Source organism: Aliidiomarina maris (assembly GCF_003987335.1).
GTDB classification, from domain to species: domain Bacteria; phylum Pseudomonadota; class Gammaproteobacteria; order Enterobacterales; family Alteromonadaceae; genus Aliidiomarina; species Aliidiomarina maris.
In genome coordinates this window covers 214,005-233,267 of sequence record NZ_PIPK01000004.1, presented here as the reverse complement: position 1 = coordinate 233,267, position 19,263 = coordinate 214,005, and the positions used below count along the sequence as shown (strand labels likewise).

Below are 19,263 nucleotides of genomic sequence, written 5' to 3'. Positions count from 1 at the left end.
GAGCCTCGTTGTTTAAGGGCTTTGTTGTATTCAGACCAGTTTTTAACTCGGTATTTTGCTTTGCTCATTGCGGTGTCTAGTATCAGCGTGGTTTGGCGATCTGATCAACGCTAACTGAGAAAGTTCCGCTATTTATTCAACAAGGCCGGCTTTGAGCTTACTTATTTGGGTAAGCATTTTCCAGAGCGAGTCAACGGGCTCATCTATATCGACGCAGTGCAAGCGTATGAATATGAGCCTGAAGTAGGCGAGCATTGCCCTGATGTTGCGCAGGCAAGCATTGATTTATTTAAGTATAAAGAAAGCTTTTATAACACACAGCGGGTGCGTGATGACGAGGGGAACTACCTGCCGTTTGCCGACTTCAATACTTTGAATGAGCTTTTTGAATATGACAGAGTGACGCCCGACTATCGCGGTATCACGGCGCCTGCGATTGCAATCAATCATCTGCCGGAGCAGACAGAGGACTTACTGCTAGGCGCGGGAGAGCCTAGGCAGCCTTGTTTTGAAGCGTTGAATAAGATGAACTACTTGGGCGTTGCCAGATTCGTAAGCCAAATGGAGAACGCAGATGTGGCGGCGATACAGCGCAGCCAGCACACGATCCACATGGTGACTCCCTATAAGTTAGCAGCCATCATGAAAAACTGGATTCCGCGCGAAATAACAACCAGCCAATAATTTTAAAGAAGCGATTTGACTTATTCTATCTGTGTTGGAAAATGCTGGCTTAGGTGTTAGAAAAGTTATCCTGCTTTCACGCTTTGCAGTTGCGGGTAGATATTAAATTTAGTATTGTCGATAACATAATAATAACGTGAGCCAAGGATGTAAGGCGTAGCGATACAGTAAAACGAGCATGCTCAGTTTGTTTTCCTAGGGAAAGAGCCTCCTCATAACGTGCCCCTCGCTATATCAATCTTATGTCAACGACTCTTACTGGCTCGTTGGTTAGGCCACAACGGTCAATAGCCAATCTGGACGTGAGTCAACAGAGTAGCCCAAAAATTAGATACCGATTCTATCTACTAGTGGCGATTGTCCTCAATACAATAAAGACAGAAGGATTTACGATTATGGCTCGAGGTTTACTAAGCGAACTGAACCGAATTGCGAAGCGAGCCGCTCGTGAGGCGGAGCGCTCAAGAAAAACTGCTGATCGTCGTGCTCAACAGGCGACAAGAGAGGCGGAGAGAGAAAGGTTGGCCGCCGCGCGTCGGGCTCAGGAGGCAGCAAAAGCGAGTGAAAGAGCTCAAAAACAGCTAGCCAAAGCGCGAGCTCATGATCGAAAAATGCTAGAACAGAAGGCTAAAGAAGCACATATTGCAGCTCAGACAGCCTTGATCGAACAGAAAAATACAGAACTTGTTGAAATTTACGACGAGATTGATACCTTGCTCAAGGCTACCCTTGCCATCGATGATTTTGTTGATCTGGAAAGCCTCAAGGTAACGGTTAAACATATACCTTTCGACCGCCCTGATCTTGAAAAGCCAATCCCTGCACCAGTGCCATTAGCTGAACCACGAAAGCCGATTCTAGATAATCCATCGCCACCCACGGGAATTGCCGCATGGTTTGGGAAGAAAAAGCATGAGCGGGCAGTGGTTGCGGCAAATAACGCCCATGAAAAGGCTCTGACTGAGTGGCACGCAATAAAGTTGCAGCGGAAAGCTGACTACGAGAAAGAGATTGAAGAGCATCAACGAAGGGAAACCGAACGGCAGCAGACACTTGCCGCAGAAAAGCAGCGTTATGCAACTGAGTGCAATGACAGGGAAAAAAAAGTAATGGAGCTAAACGCCGAGGTCGATTCGCTCATTGCTAATTTAGGCTATGGTGTACCGGATGCTATAGAAGAATACATTTCAATAGTCTTTGAAAACTCTGTTTACCCAGAGCACTTTCCAGTGAGACATGAGTCTTCATTTGAAGCTGCTAATGCTGAACTGACACTTCGGATATTTGTTCCTTCTCCTAGCTCAATACCGACAATTAAGGCTTATAAATATACAAAAGCCAAAGATGAAATTAACCATACTAATCTTTCCCAAAAGGCGTGTAAGGATCGTTATGCCAATGCGGTTCATCAGGTTACGTTGCGAACTCTTCATGAGGTTTTTGAATCAGATCGACGGGGGCTTATTAAAACAATCTCATTGGAAGTTGGTACTGAAACTAGAGACCCAGCGACCGGTAATCAAACATTTATTCCTTTCGTAGCAACTGGGGCGGGGCGAGAGGTCTTTATGGAATTTGACCTTTCAGCTGTGCTACCAATAGCCACGTTAAAACATCTAGGCGCATCTGTTTCAAAAAATCCATATGGCCTTGAAGCAGCAGACACTTTTGGGATCCGGAAATCATGAACGACTCTGCGCTCGTCTTCAATCCTCCACCGGGCTGGCCCGAGCCGCCAGCTAACTGGATCCCGCCAAAGGGATGGGAACCAGATCCAACTTGGCCGGCTCCTCCTGATGGCTGGCAACTCTGGATTCCTAGAAGCAATCAAGACCAAGAAAAAGAGGTAAAGGCTCAGCTTTCTTGTGCAGAAGAGTCTTCTGAGGTTCAAGCGACCAATGTTGATGAAGCATCACGAGTTTATTTTTTAACGGCCGAGAATGCGGCCTTAAAGGCACAATTGAAAGCTTTCCAGACCTTAGACGATAGTAATACATTCAACGACGAATGGATTCTACAAGAGTCAGGAATTTACCGCTACCACCATCCTTTAGAGAACGCTGCTGCCTACCAAGGCCGTCTTCAGGAATTGAGTGCCCAGATTGCTGAAATAGTGAAATCGGGTAGAGCAATCGAGAAATCTGAAACATTTACTTTTGACAATTCTCTGGCGAAAGGGAGGAAGATGACAAACGACCTCGCTAAACTGATGCTAAGAGCCTACAACGCTGAAGCAGATAATAGTATCAGGGCGCTAAGAGCTGGAAACGTGCTGGCGGCCAAGAAGCGGATGGAACGCTCGAGAGAAGCTATCGCTAAATACGGCAACCTTATGCAGATGCACATAAGCGATGCTTTTCATATGCTTCGCCTGCAGGAAGTTGAGCTGACTGCGGATTTTCTTATGAAGAAGCAGGAAGAGAAAGAGGCAGCACGTGAAGAAAGAGAAAGACTCCGAGAGGAGAGAAAAGTTGCGGCAGAACTGGCTGCAGAACGACAGCGTCTGGATAAGGAACGTAACCATATCCTCAATGCGCTAGCAGCTTTGAGGGCGTGCGGAGGGCAGGATATAGAGTTAGAAAATAAACTCGCTCAGATTGATGAAGTAATTCAGCACAATGATTACCGGATTGCAAATATCAGAGCAGGTTATGTTTACGTCATTTCTAATCGTGGGGCTTTTGGTGAGGGCGTTGTCAAAATCGGTTTAACCAGAAGACTTGAGCCTCGCGACAGGGTAACAGAACTCGGTGGAGCTTCAGTGCCATTCAGGTTCGACATCCATGCACTTTTCTTCTCTGAAGATGCCGTTAGCCTAGAGGCTAATCTTCACACTCACTTTACAAGCAAGCGAGTAAATATGGTTAACGAACGAAAGGAGTTCTTTTTTGCGAGTCCAGCTGAGGTTCGTGAGGCTCTTCTTTCTAAGGTTGGGAATCTGTTGGAGTTTACTGAGAATAGCGAATCTGTGGAATTCCTTCAAAGTCGCCATTACTGGCCTGAAAGCTTAGTTGTTGGGCCTAGCTGAGTAAACTGTATTAGCTATGAGCAGGTATTGCAGTTAATAGTTCCTGAATTCAGATAATAACCGCAACACTCATGTAAGGGGATAGGTCGAAGGGAGGTCAGCTACCGACTTCATACGGAAGGCTTGCTTTTCAACCAAAAAACAGGTTTCAACATGAGTTATCGGCAGCTTACCGAGGGACAACGATACCAGATTTCGGCGTTCCTCCCACAGGAATTTTCACAACAACAAATTGCGAGAAGGCTGAATGTTGCACCTTCGACCAACCATGTGGAATTGCGACGTAATAAAGATAAAACGCAGTCGTATGAGCCTGGAGTGGCTCAGCAGCGCACGTTATCGCGCTGTTTAAAGCCAATGCTGAGGCGCATTTGTGACAACACCGTATGCGCGGTTGAGTTCATGCTCCAGCTCAATTGGAGCCCTGAGCAGATTTTAGCAATTTGCACCAGACTGGGTTACTCGGTCAGTCACGAATGGATTTATAACTATGTCCGGGCTGACTTTAATAATGGTGGCTCGTTGTTTGAACACCTAAGGCACAAGCTAAAGCGCTATAAACGCCGCTTTGATAAGCAACGTGGCCGCATACTGAATAGACGCTCTATTCACGACCGACCATCGATTATTGAGCAGCGTGGTCGTTACGGCGACTGGGAAATCGATACTATCATTGGTAAACAAGGCACAGGCGCGATGGTCACCTTGTTGGAGCGAAAAAGTAGCTTTTATCTTGTTAAAAAGGTGTCCAGTAAGCAGGCCGACGTCGTGGCAGACGCCACGATAGACATGGTGCAGCCGTTTAAATCGCTGGTACACAGCATTACGAGCGACAACGGTAAAGAATTCGCCGAGCATCAACGCATCGCTCGCGAGCTTGATACCGATGTCTACTTCGTTGACCCATATGCATCATATCAGCGGGGTGCCAACGAGAACGCAAATGGCTTGCTAAGGCAGTATGTGCCTAAAGGCACCGACTTGCGGACAGTAACGCACAGACAAATTGAGGCGTATAAAGCCCGGCTGAACGAAAGACCCAGATAAAAGCATGGGTACCTTCAGCCGGTGAATATTTCTACAGAGCAATTGCAATTAGCTATGAGCGGGTGTTGCAGTTAATAGTTGAATTCGGGCAATAAATTATGCATGTGATAGGATTGCTGTATTTTTTAAGAAAGTGGTCAGAAAATATAATTTTGTGGATAATAAGGATTTTCAATGAATAAGTATGAAAGCTTAGTAAATATACTGGATCGACTGAGATATGAAGCTCCTCTTGAGTTTAAGCGGTATAGACCAAGCGATTCAAGTGAAGAAGCTTTGAATCAAGCTAGATCAAGAACCCTCATTCACCTTTATTTAAAAGTGAACTTCGGGATATTGGATTTTAAATCACGAGAAAGATTGATAACTGATAAATCTCATGATGCAGGAATAGATGCGTATTATATTGACACTGAGAACAAGCGCGTTATTTTGCTTCAGGCAAAATTTAGGACGTCTCGTGAAAATTTTGAGAATAAAAATATTTCGTTCGATGAACTTCTTAAAATGGAAGTATCCAGAGTAATTGATGGAGAATCGAACGATGAGGAGGGCCAAGAGTACAATGGAAAAATAAAGCAGCTACAGCGTGAAATTAGTGAGTTGCCTGATGTTGGTCGGTATAAATATGAGGTTGTCATTCTTGCAAACGTTAAAGCTTTGAAACTAAGTCAGTTAACAAGACTTACAGGTGGCTTTCCAGCGGAAATATTTGATAATGAAAGAGTATATAAGGAACTCGTATTTCCCGTGGTTACAGGCACATTTTATAATAGTGCAGAGCTTTCAATCTCTCTTAATCTAGTAAATAAAAGTACCTCAGCTGCACGGATAAGTTACAGTGTGGAAACTGAATACGAAGATTGTGATATCACCGTGGTATTCGTCCCTACTGAAGAGATAGGGAGGATACTTCACACATATCAAAATTCTATCTTGAAATATAATCCAAGGTGTTATCTTGAAATGAAAACGAGCTCCGTTAACAAGGGTATTTATGACACAATTAAAACGAAAAAAACCAACGAATTTGCACTTTTTAATAACGGCTTAACTATGCTTTCTGATGACACTGCGTTTAACGAAAGAATAGGGCAAAAAGATCGAGCTCAAATAATAATTAATAACCCTCAGCTTATCAATGGTGGGCAAACGTCGTATACCCTGAGTCGTATTTTTTCAGAGTGTCTTGATAATACGGAGTGCAGCTCCGTTTTTCAGGGTAAGGAAGTTTTGCTGAAGATTGTCACTTTTGGGGAGTCGACTTCAGGTAATGAATCAAACAAAAGAAAACTCATTGAAGATATATCAAAAGCAACTAACCGTCAAAGTGTTGTATCTGATGCAGATAGACGCTCGAATGATAAAGTTCAAGTTGATCTTCAAGAAATTCTATTTGACGAATTTGGTTGCTATTATGAAAGAAAGAAAGGTGAATTTTCGAACGGAATAAGGGAAAAGTACATTAGCAGGAAACAAATTGTTGATAGAGATACAATACTAAGAGTAGCAGTATGTTTACACCTTCAACCTTCAATTACGAGAACTAGCATCAACAAGCTTTACACTGATGAGAATTTTTCAAAATATATGCCGAATGCTTCACGGTCGTCCGAATTATATTATGGATATTTGGTATTGGAAGGTGTTAGAGATATGCTAAAAAAAACAAATCAAGATAGTAACGATAGGCATGGTATTTCTTCTTATGGTTACGCACTCCGCTATGGACACTATTCTTTAGTTACGGTTTGTATAGCTAAATACTTTGAGGATAAAAATTCTATTCATCATGTTAGCGAGCATCTGAGAGAGGTTCTTGGAGTTTGGGCTAAATTTGAAGAAACGATTATGAAAAAGACGAGAAATAGTGCTTACTTTAGATATTACGAAGATCCGGAAACTCTAGAGAAGAGATCAGAAGTAAATTTCGAAGGATATTATAAGGGCAAGACATTAAATTCTGATTTAATTGAATACTTTAAATTAAACAAGACTTTTTAGTGGCGTATTACAATACTTACTTTCGACTTTCGATTTGAACAGGCACTCTTTATTTAAGCGATAGGTTTAAGCCTATTCTTAGTGAGTGCCCGTGGAGTGTTCGGGACTTTATTAGCTATACAAGTTGGTCTTTCTTGTATCACCCAACCAACCTAACCACCAACCCCTTCAAATACAACCCCTCAGGGTAGGGTAGTGACACAGGGTGGTCGGCGGCTTGGAATGTACGCTCGATGATTTGCATCTCGCGGCCTGCGTCCAACACGCCGTCGGCGACGACTTTCTGGAACAGTTCTGCGCTTAACAGACCTGAACACGAGAAGGTCATTAATATGCCGCCTGGATTGAGCAGTTTTGCGGCCAAGCGGTTAATGTCTTTATAGCCACGACATGCGCGGGTTAGGCTGGCTTTGGAGTCGACGAACTTGGGCGGGTCGAGCACGATGACGTCAAACTTTTCGCCGCTTTGGTAGTCGCGTAATAACTGAAACACGTCGCCTTGCACGTGCTCAACGTTGTCGCTGTTCAAACCATTGAGCTCAAGGTTGCGCGCTGCGATGTCCAGTGCCGGTTGTGACATATCCAAATTGCGTACAAAGCTTGCGCCTGCGCTGGCGGCATACAGACCAAAACCGCCGGTGTAACTAAAGCAGTTCAGTACGCGTTTGCCTTTGGCGTATTTCTTAATCGCCTGGCGTGCGTCGCGTTGGTCAAGGTAGTAACCGGTTTTGTGACCGGACACGATATCCACGTATAGCTTCAAACCGTTTTCTTCAATCACCAAATCTGCCGGTGGCTCAGTAGGGCCATGCAACACGCCGGTTACTTGCTCCAAACCTTCTTTTTTACGCACATCGACGTCTGAACGCTCGTATACATTGTGCTCTGGGAACACGCTGCGTAGGGCTTCAACAATTACACCACGTTGCAATTCGGCACCGGCAGACAATAGCTGGCACACAATCCAATTGGCATAGATGTCGATCGTAATGCCAGGTAAACCATCGGATTCACCGGCAATCAGGCGATAACCTGTGGTGCCTTCGGGCAACACCGCTTGGCGCATACGCAGGGCGCGTTCGAAGCGGCCTTGAAAGAATGCGAAGTCGATCTGTTCGTTGGCATCGAAGGTCCAAACCCGCGCGCATATTTGCGAGTGTGGCGAATAGGCGGCACGGCCTAGAAAGCTGCCGCGTGTGTCGAGCACGTCGACGGTATCACCCAAGCCTGGCTTGCCTTTAATTTTTGCCACAGCGCCGGTGAATACCCACGGGTGCTTTCGTAGCAGGGCTTTTTCTTTGCCCTGCTTAATGATGATTTGTCCGGCCATTAACTAACTCGCATGCCTGGCTCTGCGCCATCGTGTGGGTTCAAAATATAGATTTCTTTGCCACCTGGGCCTGCGGCCATCACCATGCCTTCTGACATGCCGAAGCGCATTTTGCGTGGCTTCAGGTTCGCGACCATTACGGTAAGCTGACCGATTAAATCGTCTGGGTTGTACGCAGATTTAATGCCGGCAAACACTTGGCGGGTTTCGCCGCCTAAGTCTAGGGTCAATTTAATTAGCTTATCGGCGCCTTCAACGTGTTCGGCGTTGGCAATTTTCGCCACGCGTAAGTCAATTTTGGCAAAGTCGTTAAACTCAATTTCTTCGCTAATTGGGTCGTTCGCCAAATGCGGGTTCGCAGGTGCTTGCTGTGCTTGCATTGCGTCTTTTGAGTCTTCGATCATCGCTTCAATGTTCTCCATAGGTACACGCTGTAACAGCGCTTTGAACTTGCTAATTTTGTGTCCGGTCAGCACTTGCTTGGCGCTGTCCCAGGTAAAGTCGTCGTTTAAGAATGCTTGAGCTTGTTTTGACAGCTCTGGCACCACTGGGGTGAGGTAAATCATCAGCGTGCGGAACATATGAATGCCCATTGAGCAGACGTCTTGCACGTCTTGTGCTTTGCTGTCGTCTTTGGCTAACTGCCACGGCTCTTTGACTGCGATATATTCGTTGGCGCGGTCGGCCAAGGTCATGATGTCGCGCATGGCACGGCTAAATTCACGCTTTTCAAACGCTTCAGCCATGGCATCAGCGGCGTCGGTAAATTGGGCTAACAACTCGGGTTCTGCCACGGTGTCAGACAATTGGCCGTCAAATTTCTTGGCGATAAAGCCTGCACAGCGGCTGGCAATATTCACTACCTTGCCGACTAAGTCCGAATTCACGCGCTGGGCGAAGTCGGTGAGGTTGAGGTCTAAATCGTCAATGCGCGAGGTTAACTTCGCCGCGAAGTAGTAACGCAGGTACTCAGGGTTAAGATGGTCTAAGTACGTGCGCGCCATAATGAAGGTGCCTTTTGACTTCGACATCTTGGTGCCATTGACGGTAATAAAACCGTGCGCCCACACGTTCGTTGGCTGGCGGAACTGCGCGCCTTTTAACATGGCAGGCCAAAATAGGCTGTGGAAGTAAATGATGTCTTTACCGATGAAGTGGTAGACCTCGGCTTCGCTATCAACTTTCCAGTAATCGTCGAAGTTCAGGCCGTTCTTCGCGCAGTACGCTTTAAAGCTACTCATGTAACCGATTGGCGCGTCGAGCCAAACATAGAAATACTTGCCCGGTGCGTCTGGAATTTCAAAGCCGAAGTAGGGCGCGTCACGGCTAATATCCCACTGCTGCAAACCTTGCTCGAACCATTCGTTGAGCTTGTTGGCCATTTCGTCTTGCAGTGAACCTGAGCGGGTCCATTCTTTGAGCATGTCGCCAAACGCAGGCAAATCAAAGAAGTAATGCTCTGATTCGCGCAATACAGGGGTAGCGCCTGAGACCGCAGATTTCGGGTTTTTCAAATCAGTCGGTGCATAGGTGGCGCCGCATACGTCGCAGTTGTCGCCATACTGATCTTCGGCACCGCAATCTGGGCAGGTGCCTTTAACGAAACGGTCAGGTAAGAACATTTCGCGTTCTGGGTCGAATAGCTGCTCGATGGTTTTGGTGTTAATAAAACCGCCGTCACGTAAGCGCGTGTAAATCAACGACGCTAACTCGCGGTTTTCTTCTGAATGGGTTGAGTGGTAGTGGTCGAAACGCACGCCAAAGTCGGCGAAGTCGGCCTGATGTTCCAGGCTCATTTGCGCTATCATGGCTTCAGGTGTCATGCCCAATTGCTGGGATTTCAGCATAATTGGCGTGCCGTGCGCATCGTCAGCACAGACAAAGTGACAATCGTGACCACGCATTTTTTGAAAGCGGACCCAGATATCGGCTTGAATATAGCCAAGCATGTGGCCGATATGGATAGGGCCATTGGCATAAGGAAGCGCATTGGTGACCAAAATTTGTCGTGTAGTTTGTGCCATAGGGTGTGCTCGTATTCTGGTTAACGATAAGTAATTTCGAATTGCGCACATAGTAGCGAAATTCATGCGGGGTTTCTATGTCTCATCCTCTGACAAATGCATTTAAAGCGCATTGTAGTGCGCTTCGTAGCGACATTTTTGACCAAGGCTTGTTGCCGCAATGGTTACAAGTGTCAGGGCCGAAGGTCACCCTAAGCTTGCCATTCGCGGCGGCGATTGAAGCGCGGCGTCTGATTGCCAGCGATCCGTTGCTCAAAGGCTACCAGTGGCAGATTGAACAGCGCATTGAGGCGCTGCCACGCAGCCAAGCGCTGCAAGTGCCTGCGGCGGCGCGTAATGTGATTGCGGTGGCGTCGGGTAAAGGCGGTGTGGGTAAATCGTCGGTGTGTGTCAATTTGGCATTGGGCTTGGCGGCGACGGGGGCGCGCGTGGGTATTTTAGATGCCGATATTTATGGCCCGTCGTTGCCGTTAATGCTGGGTAATGAAGGCGAAAAGCTGATCTTTGATGAGCAGCGCAACATGCAGCCGCTTAAGCAAAAAGGTTTGCAGGTCAATTCGTTAGGTTATTTGGTGGATAAAGACGACGCGACGGTGTGGCGCGGCCCGATGGCCAGTGGCGCGTTGCAGCAACTTTATAACGATACCTTGTGGCAAGATCTCGACTATCTGCTGATTGATATGCCGCCTGGCACCGGCGATATTCAGCTGACGTTGGCACAAAAGCTTCCATTAACCGGCGCGCTGATTGTTACTACGCCGCAAACCGTGGCTTTGCGCGACGCTCAGAAGGGCATTGCGATGTTTCGCAAAGTGAATGTACCTATTGTCGGTGTGCTGGAAAACATGAGTGGCTTTATGTGTAGTAATTGCGGCCACGAAGACGATATTTTTGGCCGCGATGGTGCGGTTGACGTGGCCGATAAACAGGCGGTGCCGCTGATTGGTCAATGGCCTTTGGCAACCGCATTGCGTGAAAGTATGGACGCTGGTGAGCCATTGGTGCACGCGCAGCCTGATCACCCGTATAGCAAACTAGTGCTTGAAAGTGCGCAGCTGTTGGCGATGAATGCCTGGGCGCTATTAACGGAATCGAGCACCGATTAAGCTGTTGCAGTGTAATTTCGCATTGCCTCAGGCGTTTGAGCCTGACAAACTAATGATATCCATGTAATTTCGTCGCTTGTAGACGTAATTTGAAAGCCTTATGACGGAGCACGCATGCGTTTAACCGATGCACAGATTGAAAAAGAACTAGCCGCTGGCACCATTGCCATTGAACCCGCGCCAGATACCAACAACATTAGCGGCGTGACGGTCGATATCCATTTGGGGCATTCGTTTCGAGTGTTGCAAGACCATGCTGCGGCCTACATTGATTTAAGCGGCACGCGGGATGAAATTAACCACGCCATTGCTCGCGTGACTGGCGATGAAATATTGCTGACCGAGAAAGACCAGTTTTTTATTCACCCAGGTGAGTTTGCCATTGCGGTTACCCATGAATCGGTGACATTGCCTGCTGACATGGTGGGTTGGTTAGACGGCCGTTCGTCACTGGCACGCTTGGGTTTGATGGTGCATGTGACGGCGCACCGGATTGATCCGGGTTGGTCTGGGCAAATTGTGCTGGAGCTGTTTAATAGCGGTAAATTACCGTTGGCATTGCGCCCATTGATGAAAATTGGTGCACTGAGCTTTGAAACCTTGAGCGAGCCATGCGCACGCCCATATAGCGCGCGTAAAGACGCCAAATACAAAGATCAGCGCGGCGCCGTCGCCAGCCGCATCAGCGCCGACGGTTCATAACCACCAGCGGTTGCACGCCGTGCGTTGGTTCGGCGTTGAATTTGGGGTTTGCGGTGCGGCATGCACGGCATGCCCTGTTAAATAATATTTAAGGGACTAATGATGAAAACATGGATTGTAGGATGCATAACTTTACTTGGTTTAATGGGTTGCGCGACAACCGCGCAGCAGCCTGCTGAAGAAATATACCAACATCGTGAAATCTTGCGGACAATGTGGCCAGGGTACGACCCAGTTGCGCGTGGCGTAGGTTTTTACAACAGCAGCGATGGTTACGTTACGATCGCGCTAGAAGCCGACACGCCGCCATCCCACTTTAGTCCACTTAGCCCCGGTGTGTGGCGCAGTCATGATGTGTTTCCACAGTTGCGTCAAAGTTTCTACATTAATACTTTTATACAAGACACTCGTGCAACCTTAGTTGCTTACCCTCTTTCAGACCCTGACCCGTTCACGCTGTTATTTCATGAAGACTTTCATGGCTATCAGTTGGACAGCTTTGCAACTCGAGAAGGCAACACTTTGGCACGCTTCGAAGCGGGTGAAATGCCTATCAATACTTTGGTGGCAGCCGTGCGCATGGAACGGTCACTACTTATCGCGGCGCTGGAAGCTGAAACTCAACAAAGTCGTGAGCAAGCACTACGCAATTATGCAGGATTACGCGTATGGCGAGAGGCACAGTTGCCAGCTAGTACAGTTATGATCGAGCGGAACAATGAAACCCATGAGGGGACGGCTAGCTGGATTGGACATCGAGCTGCAAAGTTGCTGTTAGGTCGAACCGAGGATGCTTTTTTGGAACAACGAAAAAGTGTATTGGAGTTTGATTATGAGGCTATGGAAGCAAGTACCTCAATCCGTTTGATGACTGCAAGGGTCTATAGCACGGGCGCTGCCTTAACCGAATTGTTGCCGCAAGTGACTAATTTGGAATGGCACACGCTTATAGAAGACCGTTCGACCACACTTTTCGAGATGTTGATACTCGCTTTTGATTGGTCATCAGACTTCTTGGAGGGAGTTGGACAGGAAATATCAAATTCACAAGAGTTTGCTCGTGCCATTAACACTGCATCGACATTAAGTTGGCCAGAGAGTGACGAGGCTGTATTGGCGCGAGTAGAAAGTGAGCACCGCTGGAAACTCAGTATCGATATGCCTGCTGGATCTGAAGGAGGGTTTAGCGCCGTGGGTGGAACGATTACGCAACTCACCGACCATGCGCTGTTATTGCACCCGGTGCAACAATACGATGTTGAAACGGACAACTTAAGTGTGGCGCTCAGAAACCGGTACATTGTGCTTAAAAATAGTGCGCACTTGCGCACCAGCGACAACGAAGAGAACGGTGAAGCAAGTGGTCGCGTCTTGACGCTGTATCTGAACGAAATGAATGATTCGTTGCGCTGTGCCGATGGCGAGACGGTTTGCGAAGGAAGCCTGACTGAGCTCACGCAGCGCGGTGTCGACATTCAAAGCGAAACCCAGTTGCCATATCGATTAGAGCGCATAAACCAATAGCCAACACCATCGGTGGGTATGTAAACAAGGGCAGGCTTTGCCTGCCGCGCCACATTATTGGTTGTAACGGTCGAACCAATCGACGATGCGATTAAGGCGTTCGACGAGGTTAATTGGACGGCCGCTGCGTGACAGGCCGTGGCCCTCTCCGCGAAACACCGCCATTTCGGTTTCGACGCTATTGGCTTTTAGGGCGTAAAACCATTCTTCACCCTGACCAATCGGGGTGATGTGGTCGTCGGTGCTGTGTATGATTAGCGTCGGGGTGGTGACTTGATCCGCATATTTGAGCGGCGAACGCCCCCAATAATAATCAAAGTTGTCCCAAATAGTGCCACCAAACTCTACGCGCATGGAAGCAGGCGGGAACGCTTGGGTGCCAGCTTCGCTAATCCAGTTACTGACACTGCGCTGGGTCACCGCTGCTCTGAACATATTTGTTTGGCTGGTAATCCAGTTGGTTAAGAAGCCACCATGGCTGCCACCGGTAATAAACAAACGGTCGCTGTCTATCCAGTCAAAGTTTTCCAGCACGTACTCCACCGCAAGCATGTTGTCTTGGTAATCAGCACCGCCGTAATCAAGGCGAACCTGGCTGCTAAAATCATGACCTGACCCTGAACTGCCGCGATAATTCACAAATACCACGGCGTAACCACGCGCCGACATCAATTGCATTTCCTGCATAAATTGATGCCCCCACATGCCACCTGGGCCACCCTTGATATTCAAAATGAGCGGGTAACTTTGACCGCGCTGACGATTCATCGGCTCCAGGAAAAAGCCATCGGTGGTATGTCCGCTGTCACCGCTAACGGTGAAGCGCTGATAGCGTTGCATGTCCAATGCATTCGCTAACCCACGGTTAAAATCGCTAATACGTAAAGGGCTCTCACCAAACGCATGAAAGTAAAGCTCTGGCATCATGGCTTCATGTTCACGGGTGGCAACAAAACCATGCTGATTGATATCGAGCTGGCCTAAACTATAGCCTTCGCCGTCAACACGGCTGATTTCAAGCGTATCCAGGTTCAAGCGTTGCAATGGGCGGCTGCCACGTTCATCAGCAACAAAGTACAAGGCACCATCGACCACATGAAGACCCGCTGGCTCTAATTCCATCTGGGCAATCAATTCTTCGGTATCACCCGAGTCAACATTCATACGCTGTAAGCTAGTCGGTGCGTAGGCTTCAGCCGTATGCAAATACACCACGCTGCTGTCATTCAGCCAACGCGCTTGGCTGGCACGGCCATCAGCGGTATCTAACGTAGTTTCATTGCCTTGCAAATCGACTACAAACAAACTTTGTGAATAAGCGCCTTCTAAAGCGTCAGGGTGACGATTACTGGCAAACAACACACGGCTGCCGTCTGGTGATATTTGTGCATCATTCGCGTCATAGCCGTCGCCGTGGGTGAGGGCACGTAACTCAGCGTTGGCAATGTCATACACCCACAAACTGCGTTCGCTGCTGTGGTCGATGTAGCGCCCTTGGGTTTTGTACACCGCGTGACGGGCTTCCATCACATCAGGCTCGTCGTCTTTGTCGTCAGCTTTCACCATCGGGTCTTCGACATCGGTGTCTAAGCTAATGGTGAGCAGCAAATGTTCGCCTGATGGAAGCCACTGGTAATCACTAATACTACCTTGCTCAAGTTTGAGTACCGGCTGGGCTTCGCCACCGCGCATGCGCAGCTGGTATAAACCGGAGCCGTCTCCGCGGCCGCTGTTAATTAATAAGCGGTCGCCATTTGGGCTCCATTTGGCTTGGTAGTCAGCGTTCGAATAGGTAAATTGGCGCAGTGAACTGGGGTCATTGACGTTCGCGACCCAAATATTGCTGTTGAATCCACGTTTGTCGTCTTTCACGCTGCGCTGAGTCAGTACCACGTAATCGCCATTTGGCGACAGTTGCGGGCTACTGATCTGCACCATCGCATAGTAGTCATTCGCCTCAATGCCGCGTGTATCTGAGGCATTGGTCGTAGCACAAGCGCTGGTAATCAGCGCCAAGCCAGTCAAGCTTAAGGTATACGGTGTTTTCATCGAATAGTCCTAATTCTTTGCTAATTAACGCACTGGTTGGGCTTGGGCTGCACCACGGAAAATCGCATTCATTAAGAACACGTGCATGCCATCCACATAGGCGCGATAGTTTGGCTCCTGGGTGAAGCTAATCACCATACCGCGACCTTGCGGTTGCACCATAACCAAAGGTTTGTAAGCGATTTGATGGCGGTTATCTTCCCACAGGTAGCCACTTGCTAATACTTCGTCGGCGGCGGCGAAGTTGGCGACGTTACGCCCGTGGTTAATCGTTAATGGGGTATAAATATCGCGGCCGATAAACATGCTATGCACACGCTCAGGAACCCCAGCGGTCAACCAATGTTCTTGATCAACATTCACGCGCGCAATCACGCCGCTCACCCAATCAGGGTCAGCACTCGCGTCCTGAATACGATGGTTGTACTGGGCATCCGACGTGATAATTTCAGCCACCGAGGTGTCACGCCCACTGACTTCAGACGGCTGCGCTTTGGGCTCTAAGCTTGATTGCAGCAGAGGTTGCTCACCTTCAACTACAAAGCGGGTAGCATTACCTAGGGTAATCAACACCCCACCGCGCTGTACCCATTGGCGCAAGTTTTCGCGGCCACTTTCGCCTAGCGCTTGGCTGTAACTGCCACCCGCAGTCGCAGGAAGTAACAACACTTGGTATTGGCTTAAGTCAGCACTGCGCAGCTGGGCAGGGCGGATTGCGGTCACTGGATAGTTCGCTTCGCGTTCAATCACGAAGCGCGTGCTTCCGGCGGCGAGTACGTTGGCAGGCTCGTCCCATAACATCGCAACATTCGGGCGATGCATGGTTTGCACGTTGGCTGAACCGACGTTCGGGCCGCTGCGCATCCAACTGGAGTCTACCCCTTGGACATGCGCGCCACTGGCTTCAGCAATACGCTGAACCTGTGCGGTTAAATCATCCGGGTTGCCAGCGCGGCTGACAATTAAGCTACCGGCTGGATACTGGATTTCATCGTCATGGGTAAATGGCAGATCACTGGAGCGTACATGTAAACCTGCTTGTAACGCGGCACTTAAGAAGCGCACGCCGGCCATGTCACCCCAAGGCACAATGTACCCGAAGCTAGCGTCAGGTGCTGCGACTGACCCTCGGGCAATGCGTTCACCTTCAAAGCGCTCAAGCGCCACGCGTGGTGCGCGATTACAGGTGTTCATATCGAGGTTAAACATTAATGGCAACGACCACGCGGTAACATCGTAGATTTGGTCCGGCAGGTTATTGGCGCGCAGACGTTCCTGTTCGGCAATAAAGTCATCGTCCATCGGTACATTGTCGTCTAACAAGGTGCGAATTAAATGGTAGGTCGGCTGCGCCGCATTGACTACAAACGCGCCTTCACTGTAGTCATTGCCACAGGCGCTAAAGTTGGCAGTGGCGCGGTGTACTTCAATGCCTTGTTCACTTAATACCGCGGCTAGCTTTTGGTGCCCAGCGGCGTCGCGTGTGGCAGGGAACAGATAGCTACGTACATCACCACGGCTGCCTTGTTCAACTGCATTCTTGCGATAGTCATAAAAACGCTGCTTTAATTCATTACCACGCTCAGCGGCCAGCTCAATGGTCGACATAAAGGCGACAAAGTTTTGCTGAACAGTGTCGGCATAGGTTAATACTTTGCCATCGCGGGTACGGAATTGGTGGCCTCGAGACGACCCCATTTCGTAGGTCATCGAAATCGAGCCATGGTACAGAGGCCAGCTTGCGCCATAACCTGGGTAGAAGGCATCGAATATTTCACGGGTAAAGTAGTCATAGCCGAAGCGGTCGAACCAACCGGCGTTATTACGTCCAACCCATTCCAAGACTTCGCGTTGCGGCTGGGTAATGTGCGGGTTAAACGGGTGTGCTTCGGGGCTAAAGTAATAAGGTAAATCGCCACCCATTTCGTGTGAATCGACGAAAATAAGCGGAAAGCTTTGTTGTAAGGCGGCAATGCGGCCGCGCGTTTCTGGTTGCGTCAACGCCAGCCAGTCACGGTTCATGTCGAACAAATAATGGTTGGTGCGCCCATTTGGCCATGGCTCGTTCTGCTCGGCTGATAAGCGATCTGCCGAGTGATCGAGGCCAACGGTCGCGTAATAGCGGCTGACGAAGCGCGCGCGGCCATCAGGGTTTTGTAGTGGGTCAATGTACACCACGGTATTTTCAAGCAACTGCTGAGTTTTGCTGCTGCGGTCAGCAAGTAAATGGTATGCCAACGCCATCGATGATTCTGCGGGGCTAATTTCATTGCCATGCACGCTATTGGCAATCCAGACACTGGCAGGGGTGTCGCGCATTAATTCGCGGGCACGGTTATCGTTAATCTCACGCGGATCGGCCAGCGCACGCATGTTGCTTTCAATGCTATCTAAGCGTGCCAAGTTTTGTGGGCTTGAAATCACCACATAATACAGTTCGCGACCTTGCCAGCTTTCGCCATATGGCACTAGGCGAATGGACTGCGAGTGGGCAGAGGCTAAGTAATCGTAATACCGGCGAATTTGCTCAGGGCTTGAAATACGCGTACCTAACGGATAACCAAGAATATCTTCGACACTTGCCACGCGGGCTTGATAATCGCTGTCAGGAAAGTCTGGCACTATTTGGTTGGCTGCCGCTGTGGTGCAAAGCGTGAGCGCAGCAGTGACTGCCACCCAAGCGGATGACTTACGAAAAACAGACTTACGTGAAAGGCGAGGTTGCATAACAGTGTCCTATGGTCGAGGTGCTATTTCTAATTGTTCGAGTGCCCGTTCAATGGCGTGCAGCAAACTATTACTCTCGTGTCGGTGTGGCATACCAGGTTCGGCGACCACACCACTAATCACTGGCAGTGGGCCGGTGTAAGCTTGTTTATCTGCGGTAATGACCAGATCAACAAGCTGGGTATTTAACTGCTTAGCCATCCAACTCAGCTTCTGCTCTACACTTAAGTTGCCTGCAGGGCTTTGTTCTTTCAGCAGATTATCGATAAAAATTACTTTTGCGGAGCTTTCCGCGATAGTTTGCGTGATTTCTGTGACCAAAAGCGGCGGCATGATTGAAGTGAGGAAGCTTCCTGGGCCAATAATGACCACGTCACTTTGACGAATATGGCGGATAGCCTCGGGTGTCGCTTTGACTGGCGGCGATAGCATCAAGCGTTTGGGCATGTTTGGCAGCTCATCGACACATAACTCACCTAAGCAATCAAAGGCTTCATTGCTGGCTCCAGCCAAGTCGGTTGGCGATTCACTCATGGGTAGCACCCGAGATTCGACTTTAAGTAAGCGACTTAGGAGTTGAATGCCGTCTATGGGGCGCGCGCTGAGCTCATCTAAAGTGTACAGCAGCAAATTGCCTAGGTTATGGCCATGCAGTGCAGAGTCGGAGTTGAACCTATAGTTCAACACCTCTTTCGCCAATGGTTGATTGGCAAGTTGTGACAGGCAATTGCGAATGTCGCCCCAAGCAATGCATTGGTGCGCGTCGCGTAACAGGCCAGTCGCGCCACCATTGTCGGTGGTCGCCACGATACCAATCAGGCGATGGCGTAAAAATGAGAGTGTCGCCATCAGGCGGCCAAGGCCGTGGCCCCCGCCAATCGCGGTCACTTTGCGTAATTGTTGTAGTTGCATGACCGCATTGTACGGTTTTAAACGTAGAATGCATAGAATTGCTGTGCGGCCTTTGGCATCATAGGCGCAGCAAGGTTTTAGCGGGCGCAGATACGTGCTGTGTGAAAACCAAAGTTCAGGAACAGG

12 protein-coding genes and 1 pseudogene are annotated in these 19,263 nt (G+C 48.8%); 8 read left to right on the top strand and 5 right to left on the bottom strand.

Going from position 1 to position 19,263, the window contains the following annotated elements:
* The first annotated feature begins 165 nt into the window (after window positions 1–165).
* From CWE07_RS06585 to CWE07_RS06565, 5 genes and pseudogenes are all read left to right on the top strand, one after another.
* Complete coding sequence (locus tag CWE07_RS06585) at window positions 166–684, top strand: hypothetical protein (RefSeq protein WP_111569089.1); 519 nt, start codon at window positions 166–168, stop codon at window positions 682–684.
* Between the two features lie 395 nt (window positions 685–1,079).
* Complete coding sequence (locus tag CWE07_RS06580; protein ID WP_198679891.1) at window positions 1,080–2,372, top strand: hypothetical protein; 1,293 nt, start codon at window positions 1,080–1,082, stop codon at window positions 2,370–2,372.
* The gene (locus tag CWE07_RS06575; RefSeq protein WP_111569088.1) at window positions 2,369–3,712 is read left to right on the top strand and encodes an SNIPE associated domain-containing protein; all 1,344 of its coding nucleotides are present in this window, start codon (window positions 2,369–2,371) and stop codon (window positions 3,710–3,712) included. Before CWE07_RS06580 ends, CWE07_RS06575 begins: the two co-directional genes overlap by 4 nt.
* 153 nt (window positions 3,713–3,865) lie before the next feature.
* Window positions 3,866–4,756 (top strand): annotated as a pseudogene (locus CWE07_RS06570) (IS30 family transposase); the annotation flags it as partial.
* Between the two features lie 177 nt (window positions 4,757–4,933).
* Window positions 4,934–6,763, top strand: coding sequence for an AIPR family protein (locus CWE07_RS06565; protein ID WP_111569086.1), 1,830 nt, complete (start codon window positions 4,934–4,936; stop codon window positions 6,761–6,763).
* 139 nt (window positions 6,764–6,902) lie between these two features.
* On the opposite strand, the gene CWE07_RS06560 is transcribed toward CWE07_RS06565, so the two are convergent.
* Both CWE07_RS06560 and metG read right to left on the bottom strand, forming a co-directional pair.
* Complete coding sequence (locus CWE07_RS06560) at window positions 6,903–8,093, bottom strand: class I SAM-dependent rRNA methyltransferase (RefSeq protein ID WP_111569085.1); 1,191 nt, start codon at window positions 8,091–8,093, stop codon at window positions 6,903–6,905.
* On the bottom strand, window positions 8,093–10,117 hold the full coding sequence (gene metG / locus CWE07_RS06555) for a methionine--tRNA ligase (protein WP_111569084.1): 2,025 nt from the start codon (window positions 10,115–10,117) through the stop codon (window positions 8,093–8,095). The genes CWE07_RS06560 and metG overlap by 1 nt, the downstream gene beginning before the upstream one ends.
* Window positions 10,118–10,194: 77 nt before the next feature.
* On the opposite strand from metG, the gene apbC reads away from it, so the two are divergent.
* From apbC to CWE07_RS06540, 3 genes are all read left to right on the top strand, one after another.
* Complete coding sequence (apbC, locus tag CWE07_RS06550) at window positions 10,195–11,223, top strand: iron-sulfur cluster carrier protein ApbC (protein ID WP_111569083.1); 1,029 nt, start codon at window positions 10,195–10,197, stop codon at window positions 11,221–11,223.
* Between the two features lie 114 nt (window positions 11,224–11,337).
* On the top strand, window positions 11,338–11,925 hold the full coding sequence (gene dcd / locus CWE07_RS06545; protein ID WP_111569082.1) for a dCTP deaminase: 588 nt from the start codon (window positions 11,338–11,340) through the stop codon (window positions 11,923–11,925).
* 102 nt (window positions 11,926–12,027) lie between these two features.
* Window positions 12,028–13,449, top strand: a complete 1,422-nt coding sequence (locus CWE07_RS06540) for a hypothetical protein (protein ID WP_126818986.1) — start codon at window positions 12,028–12,030, stop codon at window positions 13,447–13,449.
* Window positions 13,450–13,503: 54 nt separating this feature from the next.
* Here the strand turns inward: CWE07_RS06540 and CWE07_RS06535 are convergent, their stop codons facing one another.
* The 3 genes from CWE07_RS06535 to CWE07_RS06525 are packed head-to-tail and all read right to left on the bottom strand — an operon-like array spanning window position 13,504 to window position 19,137.
* On the bottom strand, window positions 13,504–15,498 hold the full coding sequence (locus CWE07_RS06535; RefSeq protein WP_111569080.1) for a S9 family peptidase: 1,995 nt from the start codon (window positions 15,496–15,498) through the stop codon (window positions 13,504–13,506).
* Between the two features lie 24 nt (window positions 15,499–15,522).
* Window positions 15,523–18,225 carry a M14 family metallopeptidase gene (locus CWE07_RS06530; protein ID WP_111569079.1) on the bottom strand — a complete coding sequence of 901 codons (2,703 nt, stop codon included), beginning with the start codon at window positions 18,223–18,225 and terminating at the stop codon, window positions 15,523–15,525.
* Between the two features lie 9 nt (window positions 18,226–18,234).
* A complete protein-coding gene (locus tag CWE07_RS06525) occupies window positions 18,235–19,137 on the bottom strand; it encodes a gluconeogenesis factor YvcK family protein (RefSeq protein WP_111569078.1) in 903 nt (300 codons plus the stop codon).
* Window positions 19,138–19,263: the final 126 nt, after the last annotated feature.

Coding starts and splice junctions, on each gene's coding strand:
- CWE07_RS06580 (WP_198679891.1), top strand. CDS start 1,080: ATGGCTCGAGGTTTACTAAGCGAACTGAACCGAATTGCGAAGCGAGCC.
- CWE07_RS06575 (WP_111569088.1), top strand. CDS start 2,369: ATGAACGACTCTGCGCTCGTCTTCAATCCTCCACCGGGCTGGCCCGAG.
- CWE07_RS06565 (WP_111569086.1), top strand. CDS start 4,934: ATGAATAAGTATGAAAGCTTAGTAAATATACTGGATCGACTGAGATAT.
- CWE07_RS06560 (WP_111569085.1), bottom strand. CDS start 8,093: ATGGCCGGACAAATCATCATTAAGCAGGGCAAAGAAAAAGCCCTGCTA.
- metG (WP_111569084.1), bottom strand. CDS start 10,117: ATGGCACAAACTACACGACAAATTTTGGTCACCAATGCGCTTCCTTAT.
- apbC (WP_111569083.1), top strand. CDS start 10,195: ATGTCTCATCCTCTGACAAATGCATTTAAAGCGCATTGTAGTGCGCTT.
- dcd (WP_111569082.1), top strand. CDS start 11,338: ATGCGTTTAACCGATGCACAGATTGAAAAAGAACTAGCCGCTGGCACC.
- CWE07_RS06540 (WP_126818986.1), top strand. CDS start 12,028: ATGAAAACATGGATTGTAGGATGCATAACTTTACTTGGTTTAATGGGT.
- CWE07_RS06535 (WP_111569080.1), bottom strand. CDS start 15,498: ATGAAAACACCGTATACCTTAAGCTTGACTGGCTTGGCGCTGATTACC.
- CWE07_RS06530 (WP_111569079.1), bottom strand. CDS start 18,225: ATGCAACCTCGCCTTTCACGTAAGTCTGTTTTTCGTAAGTCATCCGCT.
- CWE07_RS06525 (WP_111569078.1), bottom strand. CDS start 19,137: ATGCAACTACAACAATTACGCAAAGTGACCGCGATTGGCGGGGGCCAC.